The sequence below is a fragment of the Listeria farberi genome (assembly GCF_014229245.1).
Taxonomy (GTDB): Bacteria; Bacillota; Bacilli; order Lactobacillales; family Listeriaceae; genus Listeria; species Listeria farberi.
Genome location: NZ_JAARZJ010000007.1, coordinates 113935 through 133650, shown reverse-complemented (window position 1 = coordinate 133650; position 19716 = coordinate 113935). Strand labels below are relative to the sequence as shown.

The following is a 19716-nucleotide window of genomic DNA, read 5'->3' as shown; positions in this document are numbered from 1 at the left end:
AATACTAGGAGGATCTAATAATGACTTTATTAGAAAAAACAAGAAAAATTAATGCTATGTTACAAAACGCTGCAGGAAAAACAGTAAACTTCAAAGAAATGGCTGACACATTAACAGACGTGATTGAAGCAAATACGTATATCGTAAGCCGTAAAGGTAAATTACTTGGTTATTCTGAAGCTTTACCAATTGAAAATGACCGGATGAAACAAATGCTTACAGAACGTCAATTCCCGGAAGAGTATACACAAAGTTTATTTAATGTAGGTGAAACTTCTTCTAACTTAGAAGTATCAAGCCAATATACTGCTTTTCCAATCGAAAATAGCGATTTATTTACTAAAGGTTTAACAACTATTGTACCTATCGTCGGTGGTGGTGAACGTCTTGGAACTCTTATCTTATCTCGTTTAGAAAGTAATTTCACAGACGATGATTTGCTATTAGCTGAATACGGTGGAACAGTTGTTGGGATGGAAATCTTGCATGAAAAAGCAGAAGAAATTGAAGAAGAAGCTCGTAGCCGTGCCGTTGTGCAAATGGCAATCAGCTCTCTTTCCTACAGTGAATTAGAAGCTATTGAGCATATTTTCGATGAGTTAAACGGTAAAGAAGGACTTCTTGTTGCCTCTAAAATAGCGGACCGTGTCGGCATTACACGTTCTGTAATCGTAAATGCACTTCGTAAATTAGAAAGTGCAGGCGTTATTGATTCTCGCTCACTAGGAATGAAAGGTACATTTATCCGTGTACTAAATGATAAATTCCTTGTAGAACTCGAAAAATTGAAAAATAACTAAAAAACCAGAAAAGCTTTCTCTGAGAATATTCAGGGAGAGCTTTTTTTTGCTTGCTTTGGTAAAATAAGAAGGAAGAAGTAGTTGGGACTGGAGGAATTTGGAATGGAAATTGCTGAAACAATCATCGAGGTGCGCTACGCTGAAACGGATCAGATGGGCGTTGTTTATCATAATAATTATCTTGTATGGATGGAAATTGGCCGAACAAGATTAATTGAACAATTAGGTTTTCGTTATTTTGATATGGAAGAAGCGGGGTACCTTTCTCCGGTGTTAGATGTGCATATTCATTACGGAAAACCACTACGCTACGGACAGAAAGCAGTTGTAAAAACATGGATAAAAGGGTATGATGGACTTCGTGTTACTTATGGTTATGAAATTTGCTATGAAGAAACAAATGAAGTTGCAATAACTGGAGAAACAGAGCATGTTTGTGTAACGAAAGAAGACTTTCGACCTGTTTCGATAAGAAGAACATTTCCGAATTGGCATGAAGCCTATCTAAAAGCTTTAGAATAAATAAGACTGGTAGTGATAAAAAATGGCTTTTGGTGTAAAACGCGATGAAATGGAATTATGGAAAGAAAAAGCAGCTCGTGGCGAGATTGCGATTATTACGCATTACTGGCTAGATGATCGTTTTCCTGATTCAAAAACAGTAACCAAAGTTGCTTGTGTCGATTTGAAAAAACTGCAAGAATGGGGAAAACAATACGGTTTAGCACCAGATTGGATTGATAACCGTCGAAAAAACTTTCCGCATTATGATTTGTTTGGCGAAATGCAACTCGTTGTACTAAAAAAAGAGAAAGCCTTTGAACAAATCGAGCGGTTTCATTTGGAGGAGAAATAAAAATGATTAAACTAGAAAATGAATTACTAATTGTAGAAATGAAAGAAGCTGGTGCTGAATTGACGCGAATTTTCCACAAGGATACTAAGCTAGAGTATTTATGGAATGCAGATAGTGCTTTTTGGGGGCGTCATTCTCCAGTTTTATTTCCGACGGTAGGTAGACTTGTTGAGGATACTTATTTTGTAGATGGTAACCCGTATCACTTAGGCCAACATGGCTTTGCGCGTGATCGTGATTTTAAAGTAATAGAGCACACAGAAAACTCTGTACGCTTTGAACTGGATGCAGATGAAGATTCATTAGCGATTTATCCGTATAAATTTAAATTATCGATTATTTACACGATAGAAAAAGATTCAGTTGCTGTGTCTTATGAAGTGGAAAATACTGATAATAAGCGCATCTATTTCTCGATCGGCGCGCATCCAGCCTTTAACTTGCCGCTTGCGGACGGAACTACATTTGAAGATTATTATTTAGATTTTGGAACAGAAGAGAACCTCGAAACACTTTGTTTAGAAGGTCCTTATCGTAGTGGTGAAATTGAAAAAATTGTCAGTGAACCAGCAAGATATTTGCCACTAAGCTATGATTTATTTAAAAATGATGCACTAATTTTTGAAGCATTAAAGCAAAAAGAAATTACGATTAAATCAGACAAGACTCCACATTTTGTAAAAGTGTCATTTCCAGAGTTCCCATTTGTTGGGGTTTGGACAGCAAAAGCAGGAACGCCTTTCTTATGTATCGAACCTTGGTACGGAATTGCAGATGGTGTTGGAACATCCGTTGAGCTTCGAGATAAAGCAGGTATTGAACATCTGGAACCAGAAGCAGTTTTTGCTTCTGAATATAGAGTTACTATTGGATAAAACGAAAACCCAGCAGAATTTTTTAACTCTGCTGGGTTTTTATTACATCCATTTTATTTTTGGTTCCTCGCCGTTTCGAATGCGGGTTATATTTGCTCGGTGACGCCAAATAACAAAGAGAGCGATACAAGCAACAAGAACAATTAAAATCCAGTCTCCCATGAATAAAGAAATAATTAATGCTGCAAGTGCTCCAATCATGGAACTAAGGGAGACATATTTGCTGATTTTTAATGTCAATAAGAAAACGATAAGTGCAGCTACAAATAATAGCGGAGCATAAGCAAGAATAACTCCCGCAGAAGTAGCAACCGCTTTTCCACCTCTAAATCCTGCAAAAAGCGGGAAACTATGCCCAATAATCGCAAATGCTCCTGTAAGTAACCAGAAGTGATGATTCACATTTAGTTGGAAAAAGAATGGAAGTAATGTCGCAATAGTACCCTTTAAAATATCCATCACTGTAACAATACTGCCCGCTTTTATCCCTAAAACACGGAAGGAATTTGTAGCTCCTAAGTTACCACTACCAAAATCACGTATATCTTTTTTGTAAAAAATTTTGCCAATCCATAAACCGGATGGTATCGAACCAATCACATAGGCTAATAAAGAAAGCAGAATTAAATTAATTGTCATTTTTAAACCCCTCAAGAAGAAATGATGTTTTCCATAAAGAATTATAGCACAAAATGAAGCAAATTGGCTAAATAGTTAGGACAAATCCCGATGAAAAGTTGAAAAAACCGCAAAAATAGCTTATGATTAGAAAGAATAGTAGGGGGCGATTAGACTAATGCAAAATCCAACAAAAGAAGAAATCCAACATATCTTAAAGAAGGCAAAAGTTATCGCAGTCGTTGGTTTGAGTGATAAACCAGATCGCACAAGTTACCGAGTGAGTCAAATAATGCAGCAAGCTGGGTACAAAATTATACCAGTGAACCCTAATGCAGACGAAATTCTTGGCGAAAAAACCGTCAAGCATTTAACGGATATCGAGGAACATGTGGATATTGTTAATGTCTTTCGTCGCTCAGAGTTTTTACCTGAAATAGCTGAAGCTTTTGACCAAATAGATGCAGATGTATTTTGGGCGCAGCTCGGTATAGCTAATCAGGAAGCATTTGATTTTTTGACAGAAAAAGGATATCCTACTGTCATGGATTATTGCATTAAGGTTGCTTATCAAGAAATGGATTAACTTAAACACCATTTTTGAAGGAAGCAGGTTCTTATAGCAGAGCCTGTTTTTTTATGAAAAGGAATTTGTCACTAAACTATCACTTTATTAATCAGCTGGTTAATGCTATTCTGATAAGGTGGTTTTAAGCGAATAACAACGTGAATGTTGTAGATTGACGGAATGAAGGGAGTTTTGAAATATGAATCGGAATGAGTATAATGATGATTCTATTCAGGTGCTTGAAGGACTGGAAGCGGTCCGGAAACGCCCAGCGATGTATATCGGATCAACAGATGTACGCGGGCTGCACCATTTAGTATATGAAATAGTGGACAACTCGGTCGATGAGACCCTTGCAGGTTTTGGTAAGAAAATTGTTGTGACACTTCATGAGGATAGCAGTGTTAGTGTTAGCGATGAAGGTCGTGGGATGCCTGTTGGAATGCACAAAACTGGTAAATCTACGGTAGAAGTTATTTTAACAGTTCTTCACGCCGGCGGTAAGTTTGGTCAAGAAGGTGGGTATAAAACAAGTGGTGGACTTCACGGCGTTGGTTCATCCGTTGTAAATGCACTCTCAGAATGGTTGGTAGTTACAATTAACCGTGACGGTGCAACCTATCAACAGAAATTCAAAGACGGCGGAAAGCCAGATGGGACACTTAAAAAAATCGGAAAATCAAAAGCCACTGGGACAACTATTCGTTTTAAACCAGATCCAACGATTTTTCCCACTACTTCATTTAATTATGAAACATTATCTGAACGCTTAAGAGAATCTGCATTTCTTTTAAAAGGAATGTTAATTGAATTAATTGATGAACGTGTAGGTATGGCAGAATCTTTCCACTTTGAAGAAGGTGTAAAGAACTTTGTTGAATACATTAATGAAGGCAAAGATGTACTTCATCCAGTAGCTAGCTTTGAAGGAGAAAATGCGACTATTGAAGTAGAAATGGCATTCCAATTCAATGATGGTTACTCTGAGAATATCTTGAGTTTTGTTAATAACGTTCGGACTCGGGGGGCAGGTTCACATGAATCAGGGATGAAAGCTGCAATGACTCGGATTTTCAACGATTATGCTCGCCGGGTAAATCTTTTGAAAGAAAAAGATAAAAACCTTGAAGGTAGCGATATTCGTGAAGGGTTATCGGCTGTACTTTCTATCCGGGTTCCAGAAAAAATCCTTCAATTCGAAGGTCAAACGAAAGAAAAATTAGGGACACAGGAAGCTCGTCAGGCAGTAGATGCTGTAGTGGCGGAACATTTAGCTTACTTCCTTGCTGAAAATCCAGAAACAAGCTCCCTTCTTGTTAAAAAGGCTGTTAAAGCCCGAGAAGCAAGAGAAGCTGCCAGAAAAGCACGCGAAGAAACACGTAATGGCAAGAAAAAGAAACGTTCTGAAACACTGCTTTCTGGAAAATTAACGCCAGCACAATCACGAAATCCTAATAAAAATGAACTTTATTTAGTCGAAGGAGACTCGGCGGGAGGATCTGCCAAACAAGGCCGTGATCGTCGTTTCCAAGCAATTTTGCCACTTCGAGGAAAAGTAATCAATACAGAAAAAGCAAAACTACAAGACATCTTAAAAAATGAAGAAATTAGCACAATTATCCATACAGTTGGTGCGGGTGTTGGTACGGAGTTTGATGTAGAGGATTGTAACTATGACAAAGTAGTTATCATGACCGATGCCGATACAGATGGTGCGCATATTCAAGTATTGCTACTAACCTTTTTCTATCGTTATATGCGTCCACTTGTTGAAGCTGGTAAAGTTTTTATTGCCTTACCACCACTTTACAAAGTAAGTCGCGGTTCTGGTAAAAAAGAAGTAATCGAGTATGCTTGGACAGATGAAGAATTAGACTCTGCCATCCAAAAAATTGGTAAAGGCTACATGATTCAACGATACAAAGGTCTTGGTGAGATGAATGCTGACCAACTTTGGGAAACAACGATGAATCCTGATACGCGTACGTTAATTCGTGTACGAGTAGATGATTCTGCACGTGCTGAACGCCGCGTGGCAACACTGATGGGTGACAAAGTAGAACCAAGACGTCAATGGATTGAAAAGCATGTCGAGTTTTCTATGGAAGATAGCCAAAATATTTTAGAAAATGAAAACATGATGGTTGAGGAGGCGAAAGACATTTGAGTAATCCAGAACAACATATCCAAGACTTAGCGCTAGAAGAAGTTATGGGCGACCGTTTTGGTAGATATAGTAAATATATTATTCAAGAACGTGCGCTTCCAGATGTTCGTGACGGACTGAAACCAGTACAACGTCGTATTTTATTCGCAATGAATGTCGAAGGGAATACTGCTGAGAAAGGTTTCCGTAAATCTGCCAAAACAGTCGGAAACGTTATCGGTAACTACCATCCACATGGTGACTCTTCGGTTTACGAAGCAATGGTACGGATGAGTCAAGATTGGAAAGTACGTAACATGCTGATTGAAATGCATGGTAATAACGGTAGTGTCGACGGGGATCCGCCTGCAGCAATGCGTTATACAGAAGCGCGACTTTCTCCAATATCAGCAGAACTTTTACGCGATATTGAAAAAGAAACAGTCGATTTCATTCCTAACTTTGATGATACGTCTAGTGAGCCGACAGTTTTACCAGCACGTTTTCCTAACCTTTTAGTGAATGGTTCGACGGGTATTTCCGCTGGTTATGCAACAGATATTCCACCGCATAATTTAACAGAAATCATCGAAGCTGTTATTAAACGATTAGATAATCCACTTTGCACAACGGATGATATTATGAAAATTGTCAAAGGCCCAGATTTCCCTACAGGTGGGATTATTCAAGGGATTGATGGTATTCGAAAAGCTTATCAAACCGGAAAAGGACGCGTTGTCGTTCGTTCTAAAACAGAAATTGAAGATATTCGTGGCGGTAGAAAACAAATTACGATTCATGAAATTCCATATGAAGTAAATAAATCTAATTTAGTTAAACGCATGGATGAACTGCGTATTGAGAAGAAAATTGAAGGGATTTCAGAAGTACGTGATGAAACTGACCGTACAGGACTTCGTATTGCTGTTGAACTTAAAAAAGACGCCAATGCTGAAGGTGTTCTGAACTACCTGTTTAAAAATACGGATTTACAAGTAAGCTATAATTTTAACATGGTTGCTATTAATAAAAAACGTCCGGAGCTAATGGGGATTATCCCAATGCTTGACGCTTATATTGAGCATCAAAAAGAGATTATTACAAAACGCTCTGAGTACGATATTCGTAAAGCACGTGCTCGCCAACATATTTTAGAAGGTTTAATTAAAGCTTTGTCTATTTTAGATGAAGTCATCAAATTAATTCGCGGTTCAAAAGACAAACGTGATGCGAAATTAAATCTCCAAACAAAATATGATTTTAGCGAAAAACAAGCTGAAGCGATTGTATCTTTACAACTATATCGTTTAACAAATACAGATATACACGAACTTCAAAGTGAGGCAAAATCTCTTGCTGAACAAATTAGTGTGCTAGAAAAAATTCTGGGTGATGAAGCTGAATTAATCGCAGTTTTAAAAGAAGAGCTAGTAGAAATTAAGAAAAAATATAAAACTGCCCGCCGTACAGAAGTGCAAGCTGAAATTACAGAAATCAAAATTGACACGGAAGTTCTTGTTGCAAATGAAGATGTGATTGTTTCTGTGACGAAAGAAGGCTATGTGAAACGTACGAGCCAACGTTCTTATGCAGCATCAAATGGTGCGGAACTAGCCATGAAAGAAGCAGACCATGCCATCTTTATCCAAAAAATGAATTCACTTGATTCGCTTCTGTTATTCACAAGCAAAGGGAATTTCATTTATCGACCAGTGCATGAACTTCCTGATATCCGTTGGAAAAACCTCGGTGATCACGTGAGTCACTTGGCCAGCGATTTATCAGCAGGAGAAGAAATCCGTTCTGCTATCGCAATCCAAGCCTTTTCAGAAGAAAAACGCTTTTTATTCGTTACTAAAAATGGCATGATCAAGCAGTCGGCTATTACGAATTATAAACCACAGCGCTATTCTAAATCGATGATGGCGATTAAACTAAAAGATGATGATGAGCTACTAAGTGTTTATCTAATTGATGGCACAGAAGATATTTTCTTAGCAACCAAAAATGGTTATGGTCTTCGCTATTCGATTACTGAAATTCCAGAATCTGGTGCAAGAACAGCTGGTGTAAAAGCGATTAACTTAAAACAAGAAGATATAGTTGTGGGTGGTGTAGTACTTATGCCGAACGAACAAAAACATATCCTTCTTGCCACACAGCGAGGCTCACTTAAACAAATGAAAGCTAGTGAATTCGAACCAATCTCAAGAGCAAAACGCGGCTTATTAATGTTACGCGAACTGAAAAGTAATCCGCATCGTTTCATTGGTTTAACGCTTGCTGATAATAACGATCATCTATTTATCGAAACAAATACAGACCAAATTGTCGAAATCGACGTTGCTAATCTACGAGTGACGGATCGCTATTCTAACGGATCCTTTGTATTAGATGAAACAATGGAAGGTGAGCCAACTTCTATATGGTTGGATATTCCAGAAATAAAAGATACAACAGATGTTAAAGACGAATAAAAAAGAATTCTTGCATAGAAAATATGCAAGAATTCTTTTTTTTGCTATAATGACTAAGAATAAAAGGAGGGTATATTGATGGCAGAAAGAATGAATGTAGAAAGTTTTAATTTAGACCACACCAAAGTAAAAGCGCCGTTTGTGAGGCTTGCTGGCACAAAAGTCGGCATGCATGGGGACGAAATTTATAAGTATGATGTGCGCTTTAAACAACCTAATAAAGAACATATGGAAATGCCAGCACTGCACTCTTTAGAGCATTTGATGGCTGAACTTGCACGAAACCATACAGATAAATTAGTAGATATTAGCCCAATGGGTTGCCAGACTGGTTTTTATGTATCATTTATCAATCACACTGATTATGATGACGTTTTAGAGATTTTAGCTACGACTTTAACGGATGTATTAGCAGCAGATGCAGTTCCAGCCTGTAATGAAGTTCAATGCGGCTGGGCAGCTAGTCATAGTTTGGAAGGGGCGAAAAAGCTGGCAGCAGAATTTTTAGCAAAACGAAACGAATGGAAAAATGTTTTCGAGGAATAAAGTGAAAAATTCTCTACAAATAATTTTAAAGAGGAACAACATCCTGGTGTAACCTAAAACAAATAAAGTCTAGCTTTGTAGTGGAGCGGTTATAGCCCTATTTCAACTAGTTTCTTGACCTGATTTTGCAAACGTGACTAAAAAACAAGTTGCCCCTAGCTAGGGGCAACTTGTTTTTTTTTCATTACACTAGTTAACATTGCAACATATGCTTGAGCTCCAGTTTTGGTTAAATGAACACCATCAGGAGCAAAGTATTGTGACTGGCCACTTGAGCGTGAATACCAATCAACTACGGTCACATTTGGACGTGAATCTGCATTAGCAATACTCTTATTTACTTCATTTTGCCATCCTCTAGGAACTCTTGTATTTACAAGATAAATAGTCGCTTTGTCGAATTGATCTAATAGCGTATTTAGTTGTTCTTCCGTGAAAGGACCGTTTGTACCAAGTTCTAAGATTACTGCACTATTTTTGCTATTAAATTCCTTATAACCAGTTGCGGTATTTATAGCATCACGTAACTGTCGACCAACTAGACCATCAATTGTTACATTAGGAACAGCTTCTTTTAAGTATGGTTCGATATCAAGCATGACCGAATCACCAATTGCTACTGTTTGAGTAATCGTAGGGGGCGGAGTAGCAGCTTTATTTTCTTTATCTGATTGCGCTGGATCGCTTGGAGTCGTAGCCTTTTTCGTTTCGGTTTCTTTCTTTTTCTTTGTATCTGTCGGTGATTTTTCTTTCGCTTCTGTATTTTTTTTGTTTTCTTTCTTAGTATCTTTATTAGAAGACGTAGTTTTAACTGATGTTTGTTGGTTTTCGGCGCTTGTATTGACTGAAAGAACATTTGTCATCCCAAGCGAAAAAACGGCTAAAACAGCGACAACCCCAGCAAGACTAAGCCATTTACCAATCGGTTTATTTTTCCAGACAAAATAATTTTTATCTTTAAAGCCTTTAAAATAATTAATAAAACCGTTTTTGCGAATAGGTGTTTCAATGAAGCGGAACGATAATTCGGCGATAATAACTGTTGCAGCAACTTGTAAGATAGCTCGCCAAATATTAGGTTGGGTGATTTCTAAAACAGGAGTAGTCAATGTAATAATTGGATAATGCCATAAATAAATACCATAGGAGCGTGTCCCAATCCATCTAAGCGGTTTAAAACTAAATATTTTGCTTAAATAAGAGGCTGGATGGGAAATAGTTGCAATCATGATAACACCAAGAATAGCAACGAACAACAACCCTCCACGATATAAAAATGGTTGGTACTCACTCACAAAAGCTGTAAATAATACAAAGAAAAGAATACTGATTGTTCCAGCGATATTAAGTGCTGCCTTACTTTTCTTCGGTACAACAGGACTAAGTCGATTAAAGGGCCAAACAAAAGCGAGCGCACAACCAGCTAGTAAATCAAATGCTCTTGTGTCTGTTCCGTAATAAACTCGACTTGGATCAGTTCCTGGGACATATAAAACAGTCATCAAAATTGCAGAAAGAAGACCTAAGCCTATGACGATTTTTAAAAGTAATTTAGGATTTTTAACCCACTTGAGGAATACGAGTAAAAACAAAGGCCAAACCATATAAAACTGTTCTTCTATAGCAAGAGACCATAAGTTTTTTAAGGGTGATGGAAGTCCAAATGAATCGAAATAAGATATATTATGGAAAATAAACCACCAATTACTTACATAAAAGAATGAAGCGATAGCGTCACCACGTAAGTTTTTTAAAATTTCAGGATGGAAAAATACGGAATAAATAACAACAACCACAATCATCACATAAACAGCTGGAATAAGTCTTCGAAAGCGTCTGAGCCAAAATTGCTTTAATTGAAGTGATTGATTTTTTTCCCATTGTGTTAACAATATATTTGTAATTAAATAACCAGATAAGACGAAAAATATGTCTACGCCGATAAATCCGCCTTTAGCCCAACTGAAGTTCAAATGGTAGGCGATAACAGCGATAACAGCGAGTGCTCGAAGTCCATCAATACTCGGAACATATTTTCTACTGTAGCGAGTAGTCCTTTTCAAATTAACATCTCCTATTTGTGATAAATATATGTGTAAACTTAGACAGAGATAGTAAAGCCATCTGTTTTTAGCTCCATACTATAATACCACACATAAATCAAGAAGTAATTTAAAAAGATGAAATAATATATGGTTTTTAAAAATTTGAGTATATTTACTTATTTTTGTTATAGTATTTATAAGTAAATAGTTTGGGGGGAACGATTTGACAGAGATTTATGCTCATAGAGGCAGTAGTGGCACATATCCAGAAAATACCTTATTAGCAATAAAAAAAGCGATAGAAGCTGGTGCAGATGGAGTGGAATTAGATGTACACGTTCTAAAATCCGGAGAATTAATTGTAATGCATGATGAACGTGTGGATAGAACGACTAACGGGACTGGATTTTTAAAAGATTACACTTTGTCTGAAGTGAAAAAATTATATACTGCTAAGCATTTTTTAAGAAAAGTTCGCGTGCCTACTTTAGAAGAAGTATTTAAATTAGTTAATCACACAGGAGTAAGTCTTAATATAGAATTAAAAACAGATGTCTTTGAATATGAGGGAATTGAGAAAAAAGTATTAGAACTAGCAAGTCAATTTCCGAATGTTAAGCGGATGTATTCTTCGTTTAATCCTAATACATTGATCCGTCTTAGAGGGTTAGATAGTGGAGCTAAATTAGCGCTTATCACACATGCTAATTTAGATAAAGTGCTTCCTTTACATAAAAAAATTCAGTTAGATGCAGTTCATCCGTCAATGAAAGCTTGTGGAAATCCAATTCTCCAACAAATTCCAGCACGTTTTTGGACGGTTAATAAAGAAGCTGACATAGGCCATTTCTTAGATATTACTGCAAAAGGTATTATGACCGATTTTCCAGAAAAAGCTGTAATCATTAAAAACAATAAAACAAACCCCTGAGCAAAACGCTTTCATTCTAAAAGATTACAAGCTATAATCGAAGTAAGTTAATAATTAAATTGTCTGAGATTCGGAGAGACTGCAAAAGGCGAGCGCAATCGCCTTCATTTGCAGTCTCTTTTTTTGTTTTTTATAACTTAAAGCGTTTCAGTTAGTTGGAATAGTGGAAAAGTAGCAAGAAGACATAATTCAGATGGTAAACAATTTGAAGGGGGCAAACAAAATGGTACAATTATTTTCAGCTTTTGATAGAGAAACCATTGAAAGAAATTTACAAGAAGAAAAATTTGATTTAGTCATAGTTGGTGGTGGGATTACTGGAGCAGGAATCGCATTAGACGCCACCACTAGAGGTATGAACGTTGCACTAGTGGAGATGGGTGACTTCGCAAGTGGAACTTCAAGTCGCTCCACGAAATTAGTCCACGGTGGTTTACGTTACTTACAACAATTTGAAATTAAAGAAGTAGCAGACCTTGGTAAAGAACGTGCTATCGTTTATGAAAATGGTCCACACGTTACGACTCCAGAATGGATGATGTTGCCATTCCATAAAGGCGGAAATATGGGTAAAACGACAGCTTCTTTTGGTATTCGTCTATATGATTACTTAGCAGGTGTAAAAAAGAATGAACGACGCAAAATTTTAAGCGCCAAAGAAACATTAGCAAAAAACCCATTTGTTAAAAAAGATGGATTAAAAGGCTCTGGCTATTATGTAGAATACCGGACAGATGATGCTAGATTAACAATTGAAGTAATGAAAAAAGCCGTTGAACTTGGAGCAAATGCAATTAATTATACGAAAGCGGAACACTTTTTATATGATGATAAAAAACAAGTGGTTGGCGTTACAGTAACAGACCGACTAACTGGAAAAGCTTATGATATTAAAGGACATCGCGTAATTAATGCTGCTGGGCCATGGGTAGATAAAGTAAGAAAACTCGATTATGCTACAAACAATAAGCACCTCCGCTTAACAAAAGGTATCCATTTAGTTATTGATAAACAGAAATTCCCAATGGAACAAGCTGTTTATTTTGATACGCCAGATGGTCGGATGGTTTTTGCTATTCCTCGTGATAAAAAAGTGTATGTGGGTACAACAGACACAGTTTATGATGAAGCGGTGATTAATCCAAAAGCACTCGAATCTGACCATAATTATGTTATTAAAGCGATAAACTATATGTTCCCAGATGTGCATATTAGTGAAAAAGACATTGAATCAAGTTGGGCTGGTGTACGTCCGCTTATTTATGAAGAAGGAAAAGATCCTTCTGAAATTTCTCGAAAAGATGAAGTTTGGTTCTCAGAAAGTGGCTTAATCACAATGGCTGGTGGTAAATTAACAGGTTATCGCAAAATGGCTGAAAAATTACTAGACGATGTATCTAAAACCTTGTCTAAAGAAACTGGTAAAAAATATAAACCAGTACAAACAAAACATTTACCTATTTCCGGTGGAGACATTGGAGGTTCAGAACAGTTAGAAACATTCCTTTCAAAAAAAGCGAAAGAAGGAAATAATCGTTTCGGTTGGATATTAGAAGAAGGGCGCGAAATTGCTAAACGATTTGGTAGTAATATTGATCAACTGTTTACCTACGCCCAAGAACATAAAGAACAAAATGAGACTACCTTACCAAATAGCCTGTATGCTGAACTTCGCTATTCGATTCAACATGAAGCAGTAACAACACCCATTGATTTCTTATTACGTCGTACAGGTTACTTATTGTTTGATATGCCGTATTTACTCGAATGGAAAGATGCTGTTGTAGATGAAATGGCGAAACAATTCCACTGGAGTGATGATGTAAAACAAACATATATGGAAGAATTAAATATCCAAATTAATGATGCTAGAGAGCCAGCTGATTGGCATGATAGATAAAAGAATGAGAAAAAGAGCGCAATTCCTTCAGATTTGCGCTTTTTTTTATGAAAAAAATCATTTTCACTATTTTCAAGAAACCTTTTTCATGGTACATTGATTACAGGTGAAAAGGAGGTTTTTTTTTGAGTAAGATTCCTGTCATCGTCATTGTTGGTCCAACTGCTGTCGGCAAAACAAATTTAAGTGTTGCTTTTGCGAAGAAATTGGATGGAGAAATTATTAGTGGAGACTCTATGCAAGTATATCGCGGGTTAAATATTGGTACTGCAAAAATCACACCAGAAGAAATGGGTGGGATAAAGCATTATCTTATTGATGTAACTGACCCTGCAGTCCCTTTTACAGCTGCAAAATTCCAATCGGAAACAAGGGGCTTAATTGAATCCATACATAATAGAGGAAAACTTCCAATTATAGTTGGTGGAACAGGCCTATATATTCAGTCTGTTTTTTATGATTATGATTTTGGAAATGTAAGTGAAGATAAGGCTTACCGAGCAGAACTAGCTCAATTGGACAAAACGACCTTATGGCAAATGTTAGAACAACTTGATTCCAAAAGCGCAGAACTTATTCATGAAAATAATAAGAGGCGTATTATACGTGCTCTAGAAGTAATACATTTGACTGGAAAACCTTTTTCTGAATATCAAGTTCATCATGCGTTAAACGAAAGATACCAACCGCTTTTTTTAGGACTTGATTTAGACAGAGAGTTGCTTTATGAACGAATTAATCAACGTGTAGAGCAGATGTTTAAACAAGGACTCGTTGCAGAAGCAAGAAAATTATACGATGAGAATTTAGCCGATGTACCAGCCATAAGAGGTATAGGATATAAGGAACTATTTACTTATTTTGAAGGAAATAGTTCACTGGAAGAAGCAAAAGAATTAATCCAAAAAAACTCACGTCATTTTGCCAAAAGACAGTTAACATGGTTTAGGAATAGAATGGATATTGACTGGATTCAAGCGGGCACTAGTACTACCGAAGCAGAAGCATTGAATAAAGCCCAAAGCTTTTTATCAGTTAAATAACACTTTTCTGTTTGGTAAGAAGAAATAAAGGGTATTTGAAATTAGCCAACCAATTGCACAATGGAACTTCATTGGGGTTTGGGAAATTTTTAGTATAAGATAGAGATTGGAGAGGGAAATTATGAAACAAGGTGGACAAGGGTTACAGGACTATTACTTAAATCAATTGCGTAAGGAGAAAATTCTTGCAACAGTATTTTTAACAAATGGTTTTCAGTTAAGAGGACGTGTTGTAAGTTTTGACAATTTTACCGTACTACTAGATGTCGAAGGAAAACAACAACTTGTATTTAAACACGCAATTTCAACTTTCTCTCCGCAGAAGAATGTCGCTTTAAATCCTGATGCGGAATAAGCACTTTACTTAAAAGACAGGAAACTCGCTTTTTTGCGATGTTTCATGTCTTTTTTTTATGCTAAAAATATGCTACGATTAGTCTTGTCTGAAAAAGGGAGATGTACTTGTGGAACGGGAGAAAATAATACTTGTAGGCGTCATATTGCCAAATAAAACAGAAGAAGCTTTTTGGAACTCCATGAGCGAACTACGTAGCCTTGCTAAAACAGCGAACGGAGAAGTAATGGATGAGCTGATTCAAAAATTAGAACGTGTCAGTCAGACGTCATTCATAGGTTCTGGTAAGCTAATGGAACTTTCAGAATTAGTGGATATGCACGAGGCGGATGTAGTTATTTTTAATAGTGAACTTAGTGCTACACAAGTTCGCAATATTTCTAAAGTAGTGGATGCTCGAATTATTGACCGCACACAATTGATTTTAGATATTTTTGCGATGCGCGCTAAGTCTAAAGAAGGTAAGCTACAAGTCGCCTATGCGCAGTACAAATATTTACTACCTAGACTTAGTGGACAAGGTGCTTCACTTTCGAAATTAGGCGGAGGAATTGGTTCAAGAGGTCCAGGTGAGTCGAAACTAGAAATGGATAAACGTCATATTCGCGAAAAAATGCATGATATAAAAGCACAACTAACACACGTCGAACGACATCGCAAACGTATTATTGATAGAAGAAACACGCAATCCGTATTTCGTTTCGGTTTAATCGGTTATACCAATGCGGGAAAATCAACCATTTTCAATCGTTTAACAAATGAGACGACACTTGAAGAGGACAAATTATTTGCAACACTAGATCCAACTACAAGAAAAATACGATTTGAAGGTGGATTTCAAGCACTTTTAACGGATACGGTAGGCTTTATTCAAGACTTACCAACAACTTTAATCGCGGCATTTCGTTCTACTTTAGAAGAAACCGCTAATGTTGATGTTTTAATTCATGTAGTAGATGCCTCTGACCCAGATTACCTTCAGCATGAAACGACTGTAATAAACTTGCTAGAAGAGCTTGAGATGAGTCATCTTCCATCATTAATTATCTATAATAAAATGGACAAAGCGCTATCTACATTCGTACCTGATCGTCCAGAGCACTTACTTATTTCTGCATTAGATCAAGGTGCTCCTAAAAAAATAAAACAACGAATGATTGAACTAATTGAGAAAAACTGGACTTTCTTTACAGAAGATTTATCAGAAGAAAAAGGTAAAGAATTAGCGCAAATGAAACAACAAGCATGGATAACAAAGCTTGAATATATGGAAGAAAAAGCATGTTACCGAATCGAGGGTTATCGACCTAGAAAGGAAACTACTAATGACTGAAATTCAAACAATAAGAAAAAAAGTTGAACAACAAATTGCTCCATTACAAAACGAAACTGATGAAATTGCTGAATTTAACCAAGCAAAAGTGCTTAATGCTTTCCAAGAAAATAAAGTAAGTGATTTTCATTTTAATCCATCAACTGGTTACGGATATGATGACGAAGGGAGAGACACGTTAGAGCGCGTCTATGCGAGCGTATTTAGAACGGAAGCGGCTCTTGTGAGACCGCAAATTATTTCTGGCACGCATGCAATTTCTACTGTTTTGTTCGGAATCTTGCGCCCAGGAGATGAGTTGTTATATATAACTGGTGAACCATATGATACGTTAGAAGAAATCGTGGGTATTAGAAGCAAAGGGCAAGGTTCGCTTAAAGACTTTCAAATTGGCTACGATGCAGTACCGCTACTACCAAAGGGCGAAATAGATTATCCTGCAATATCTAAAAAAATATCCGCTAATACAAAAATGATTGGTATTCAGCGTTCTAGAGGCTATGCAGATCGACCTTCTTTTACAATCGAGAAAATAAAAGAAATGGTTACTTTTGTAAAGAATATCAATCCTAATATCATTGTTTTTGTAGATAATTGTTACGGAGAATTTGTGGAACGAATAGAACCGACCGAAGTGGGCGCAGATATTATTGCAGGCTCGCTAATTAAAAATCCGGGTGGAGGTTTGGCGAAAACTGGTGGTTATATTGCTGGGAAAAATATCTTGGTCGATTTATGCGGCTACCGGTTGACGACTCCTGGGATAGGGAGAGAAGCAGGTGCATCTCTTTATAGCTTATTAGAAATGTATCAAGGATTCTTCTTGGCGCCGCATGTAACTGCTCAAGCAATTAAAGGTGCGCGTTTTACTGCTGCTATGTTAGCTGAATTCGGCGTAGAAGCAGATCCGCTATGGAATGCCAAAAGAACGGACTTAATTCAGAGTGTATCTTTCCACAGCAAAGATAAAATGATTGCTTTTGCTCAAGCAATCCAAGCAGCTTCCCCAGTTAATGCGCATGTATTGCCAATCGGCGCATATATGCCAGGCTACGAAGATGACGTGATAATGGCAGCAGGTACATTTATTCAAGGAGCCAGTCTAGAACTTACAGCGGACGGACCGATTAGAGAGCCTTATCAACTATACGTCCAAGGCGGTTTAACATACGAACACGTTAAAATTGCTGTAACTAGAGCAATAGAAAATTCTTTATAAAAAAGTAACTTCCATTTTCAAAAAAAGTTTTTATTTTTTTTACTACGGTAGTTTCTATCGTGGTTTTTTTGTTGTGGAATTGTTGATATGTATGGGTTTATGGTATATGTTAGATAATCTTACATAAATTTGACAAAACATCTGACGTACATTATAATGCTACTATCATCAAAAAATAATTATGTTTTGAGGGGGAATTGTCGTGAGTGAAAAGGAAATCCGGAGATCAATGCCGCTGTTTCCAATTGGGCCTGTGATGAAGCTAACCGATCTCACCGCTAGACAAATTCGCTACTATGAAGACCAAGGATTAATCCATCCAGCACGCAATCAAGGAAATCACCGTTTGTATTCACTTCAAGACATTGATGTTTTGCTAGAGATAAAAGATTATTTGAATGATGGTCTGAATATTGCGGGAATTAAGAAAATGTATCAAATGCAGCAAAAAGAATCAAAAGAACCTTTGACAGATGATGATGTACGCAAAATACTTAGAAAAGAAATGCAACAAGCTGGTCGCTTTGTCAAGCAAGATGCGACAGGGAAACAACAATTACCAAGGTTTTAAAACGACAAGAAGAGGTATTTACTTTATTTAGAAGTTAATATAATTAGATTATTTAGGAGGAATTTAGATTATGGCAAAATATACAAAAGAAGACATTTTCCGCTTCGCAGATGAACAAAATGTAAAATTTATTCGTTTACAGTTCACGGATATTCTCGGGATAATTAAGAATGTGGAAATTCCTGTTAGCCAACTAAAGAAAGCACTAGATAACAAAATCATGTTTGACGGTTCCTCCATTGAAGGCTTTGTAAGAATTGAAGAGTCTGATATGTATTTATTCCCAGACTTAGATACTTGGGTTGTGTTCCCATGGACAGCTGAAAAAGGAAAAGTTGCAAGAATGATTTGTGATATTTATAATCCTGACATGACTCCATTTGCCGGAGACCCGCGCGCTAACTTAAAACGTGTACTTAAAGAAATGGAAGAACTAGGTTTCACAGAATTTAACTTAGGGCCTGAGCCAGAATTTTTCCTATTCAAATTAGATGAAAATCGTCGTCCGACGCTTGAATTAAATGATAGTGGTGGTTATTTCGATTTAGCACCAACAGATTTAGGTGAAAACTGTCGACGTGATATCGTGCTTGAATTAGAAGAGATGGGCTTTGAAATCGAAGCTTCTCACCATGAAGTAGCTCCAGGTCAACACGAAATTGATTTTAAATATGAAGACGCCGTTACAGCGTGTGATAGTATCCAAACATTTAAATTAGTCGTAAAAACAATTGCTCGTAAACATGGTTTACACGCAACATTCATGCCGAAGCCACTCTTTGGTGTAAATGGTTCTGGAATGCATTTCAATATGTCGCTATTTAATGAAAAAGGAAATGCTTTCTTCGATGAAAGTGGCGAACTAGAATTGAGCCAAACAGCTTATCATTTCTTAGCAGGGATGTTGAAACATGCTCGTGGCTATACTGCTGTTACAAATCCAACAATTAACTCATTCAAACGATTGGTTCCAGGATATGAAGCACCATGTTACATTGCGTGGTCAGGTAAAAATCGTAGTCCGCTAGTACGTGTTCCAAGTTCTCGTGGATTAAGCACACGTCTGGAATTACGTAGCGTTGACCCATCTGCTAATCCGTATTTAGCAATGGCGGTATTACTTAAAGCTGGTTTATCTGGAATTAAAGACGAATTAACTCCTCCAGCACCGGTTGATCGTAACATTTACGGCATGAATGAAGAAGAACGTGAAGCAACTGGCATTTATGATCTACCAGAAAGCTTAGGTCATGCTCTAATTGAACTTGAAAAAGACGACATCATACGTGATGGTTTAGGTGAGCACATTTTCGAACACTTTATTGAAGCAAAAACGATTGAGTGTGATATGTTCCGCACAGCAGTTCACCCTTGGGAACGCGAACAATATCTTGAAATTTATTAATAGTTTGAAGCTCGTTTCTTAAAAACTG

General features: G+C 37.0%; 18 protein-coding genes. 16 read left to right on the top strand and 2 right to left on the bottom strand.

Translation table 11 applies throughout. The annotated features are described in order from the left end of the window. Window positions 1-20: 20 nt before the first annotated feature. The 4 genes from codY to HCB45_RS07995 all read left to right on the top strand — a co-directional run bounded on the left by codY (window position 21) and on the right by HCB45_RS07995 (window position 2531). Window positions 21-800, top strand: a complete 780-nt coding sequence (gene codY / locus HCB45_RS08010; RefSeq protein WP_003747412.1) for a GTP-sensing pleiotropic transcriptional regulator CodY — start codon at window positions 21-23, stop codon at window positions 798-800. Between the two features lie 102 nt (window positions 801-902). After that, entirely contained in the window at window positions 903-1322 is a 420-nt protein-coding gene (locus HCB45_RS08005) for an acyl-CoA thioesterase (protein WP_185607724.1), read from the top strand. Between the two features lie 22 nt (window positions 1323-1344). Continuing rightward, a complete protein-coding gene (locus HCB45_RS08000; RefSeq protein WP_003761975.1) occupies window positions 1345-1656 on the top strand; it encodes a hypothetical protein in 312 nt (103 codons plus the stop codon). A gap of 2 nt (window positions 1657-1658) precedes the next feature. Then, window positions 1659-2531 carry an aldose 1-epimerase family protein gene (locus HCB45_RS07995; protein ID WP_185318633.1) on the top strand — a complete coding sequence of 291 codons (873 nt, stop codon included), beginning with the start codon at window positions 1659-1661 and terminating at the stop codon, window positions 2529-2531. Window positions 2532-2573: 42 nt separating this feature from the next. On the opposite strand, the gene plsY is transcribed toward HCB45_RS07995, so the two are convergent. After that, entirely contained in the window at window positions 2574-3170 is a 597-nt protein-coding gene (plsY, locus tag HCB45_RS07990; RefSeq protein ID WP_185318634.1) for a glycerol-3-phosphate 1-O-acyltransferase PlsY, read from the bottom strand. 157 nt (window positions 3171-3327) lie between these two features. Here plsY and HCB45_RS07985 point away from each other — a divergent pair, with 157 nt between their 5' ends. From HCB45_RS07985 to HCB45_RS07970, 4 genes are all read left to right on the top strand, one after another. Next, window positions 3328-3735: a CoA-binding protein gene (locus tag HCB45_RS07985; protein WP_003732802.1), complete on the top strand. Its 408-nt coding sequence runs from the start codon at window positions 3328-3330 to the stop codon at window positions 3733-3735. A 181-nt stretch (window positions 3736-3916) separates the two neighbouring features. Continuing rightward, window positions 3917-5884 (top strand): DNA topoisomerase IV subunit B, encoded by a 1968-nt coding sequence (gene parE / locus HCB45_RS07980; protein WP_185318635.1) that lies wholly within the window; start codon window positions 3917-3919, stop codon window positions 5882-5884. Then, window positions 5881-8340: a DNA topoisomerase IV subunit A gene (gene parC / locus HCB45_RS07975; RefSeq protein ID WP_185619507.1), complete on the top strand. Its 2460-nt coding sequence runs from the start codon at window positions 5881-5883 to the stop codon at window positions 8338-8340. The genes parE and parC overlap by 4 nt, the downstream gene beginning before the upstream one ends. Window positions 8341-8418: 78 nt before the next feature. After that, window positions 8419-8886 (top strand): S-ribosylhomocysteine lyase, encoded by a 468-nt coding sequence (locus HCB45_RS07970; protein ID WP_185607726.1) that lies wholly within the window; start codon window positions 8419-8421, stop codon window positions 8884-8886. A 155-nt stretch (window positions 8887-9041) separates the two neighbouring features. Here HCB45_RS07970 and HCB45_RS07965 read toward each other — a convergent pair whose 3' ends face one another. Next, the gene (locus HCB45_RS07965; protein ID WP_185619505.1) at window positions 9042-10949 is read right to left on the bottom strand and encodes an acyltransferase family protein; all 1908 of its coding nucleotides are present in this window, start codon (window positions 10947-10949) and stop codon (window positions 9042-9044) included. A 205-nt stretch (window positions 10950-11154) separates the two neighbouring features. On the opposite strand from HCB45_RS07965, the gene HCB45_RS07960 reads away from it, so the two are divergent. From HCB45_RS07960 to glnA, 8 genes are all read left to right on the top strand, one after another. Further along, window positions 11155-11862 (top strand): glycerophosphodiester phosphodiesterase, encoded by a 708-nt coding sequence (locus HCB45_RS07960; protein WP_185619503.1) that lies wholly within the window; start codon window positions 11155-11157, stop codon window positions 11860-11862. Between the two features lie 223 nt (window positions 11863-12085). Continuing rightward, window positions 12086-13762 carry a glycerol-3-phosphate dehydrogenase/oxidase gene (locus HCB45_RS07955; protein ID WP_185619501.1) on the top strand — a complete coding sequence of 559 codons (1677 nt, stop codon included), beginning with the start codon at window positions 12086-12088 and terminating at the stop codon, window positions 13760-13762. Window positions 13763-13887: 125 nt separating this feature from the next. Further along, window positions 13888-14805 carry a tRNA (adenosine(37)-N6)-dimethylallyltransferase MiaA gene (gene miaA / locus HCB45_RS07950; RefSeq protein ID WP_185619499.1) on the top strand — a complete coding sequence of 306 codons (918 nt, stop codon included), beginning with the start codon at window positions 13888-13890 and terminating at the stop codon, window positions 14803-14805. A 121-nt stretch (window positions 14806-14926) separates the two neighbouring features. Next, window positions 14927-15160 carry an RNA chaperone Hfq gene (gene hfq, locus HCB45_RS07945; RefSeq protein WP_003719566.1) on the top strand — a complete coding sequence of 78 codons (234 nt, stop codon included), beginning with the start codon at window positions 14927-14929 and terminating at the stop codon, window positions 15158-15160. A 109-nt stretch (window positions 15161-15269) separates the two neighbouring features. Further along, entirely contained in the window at window positions 15270-16493 is a 1224-nt protein-coding gene (hflX, locus tag HCB45_RS07940; protein ID WP_185619497.1) for a GTPase HflX, read from the top strand. Then, window positions 16486-17712: a methionine gamma-lyase family protein gene (locus HCB45_RS07935; RefSeq protein ID WP_185619495.1), complete on the top strand. Its 1227-nt coding sequence runs from the start codon at window positions 16486-16488 to the stop codon at window positions 17710-17712. The genes hflX and HCB45_RS07935 overlap by 8 nt, the downstream gene beginning before the upstream one ends. A 202-nt stretch (window positions 17713-17914) precedes the next feature. Beyond that, window positions 17915-18283, top strand: a complete 369-nt coding sequence (locus HCB45_RS07930; protein ID WP_003719570.1) for a MerR family transcriptional regulator — start codon at window positions 17915-17917, stop codon at window positions 18281-18283. Window positions 18284-18353: 70 nt separating this feature from the next. After that, window positions 18354-19688, top strand: a complete 1335-nt coding sequence (gene glnA, locus HCB45_RS07925) for a type I glutamate--ammonia ligase (RefSeq protein ID WP_185318644.1) — start codon at window positions 18354-18356, stop codon at window positions 19686-19688. The last annotated feature ends 28 nt before the right edge of the window (window positions 19689-19716 follow it).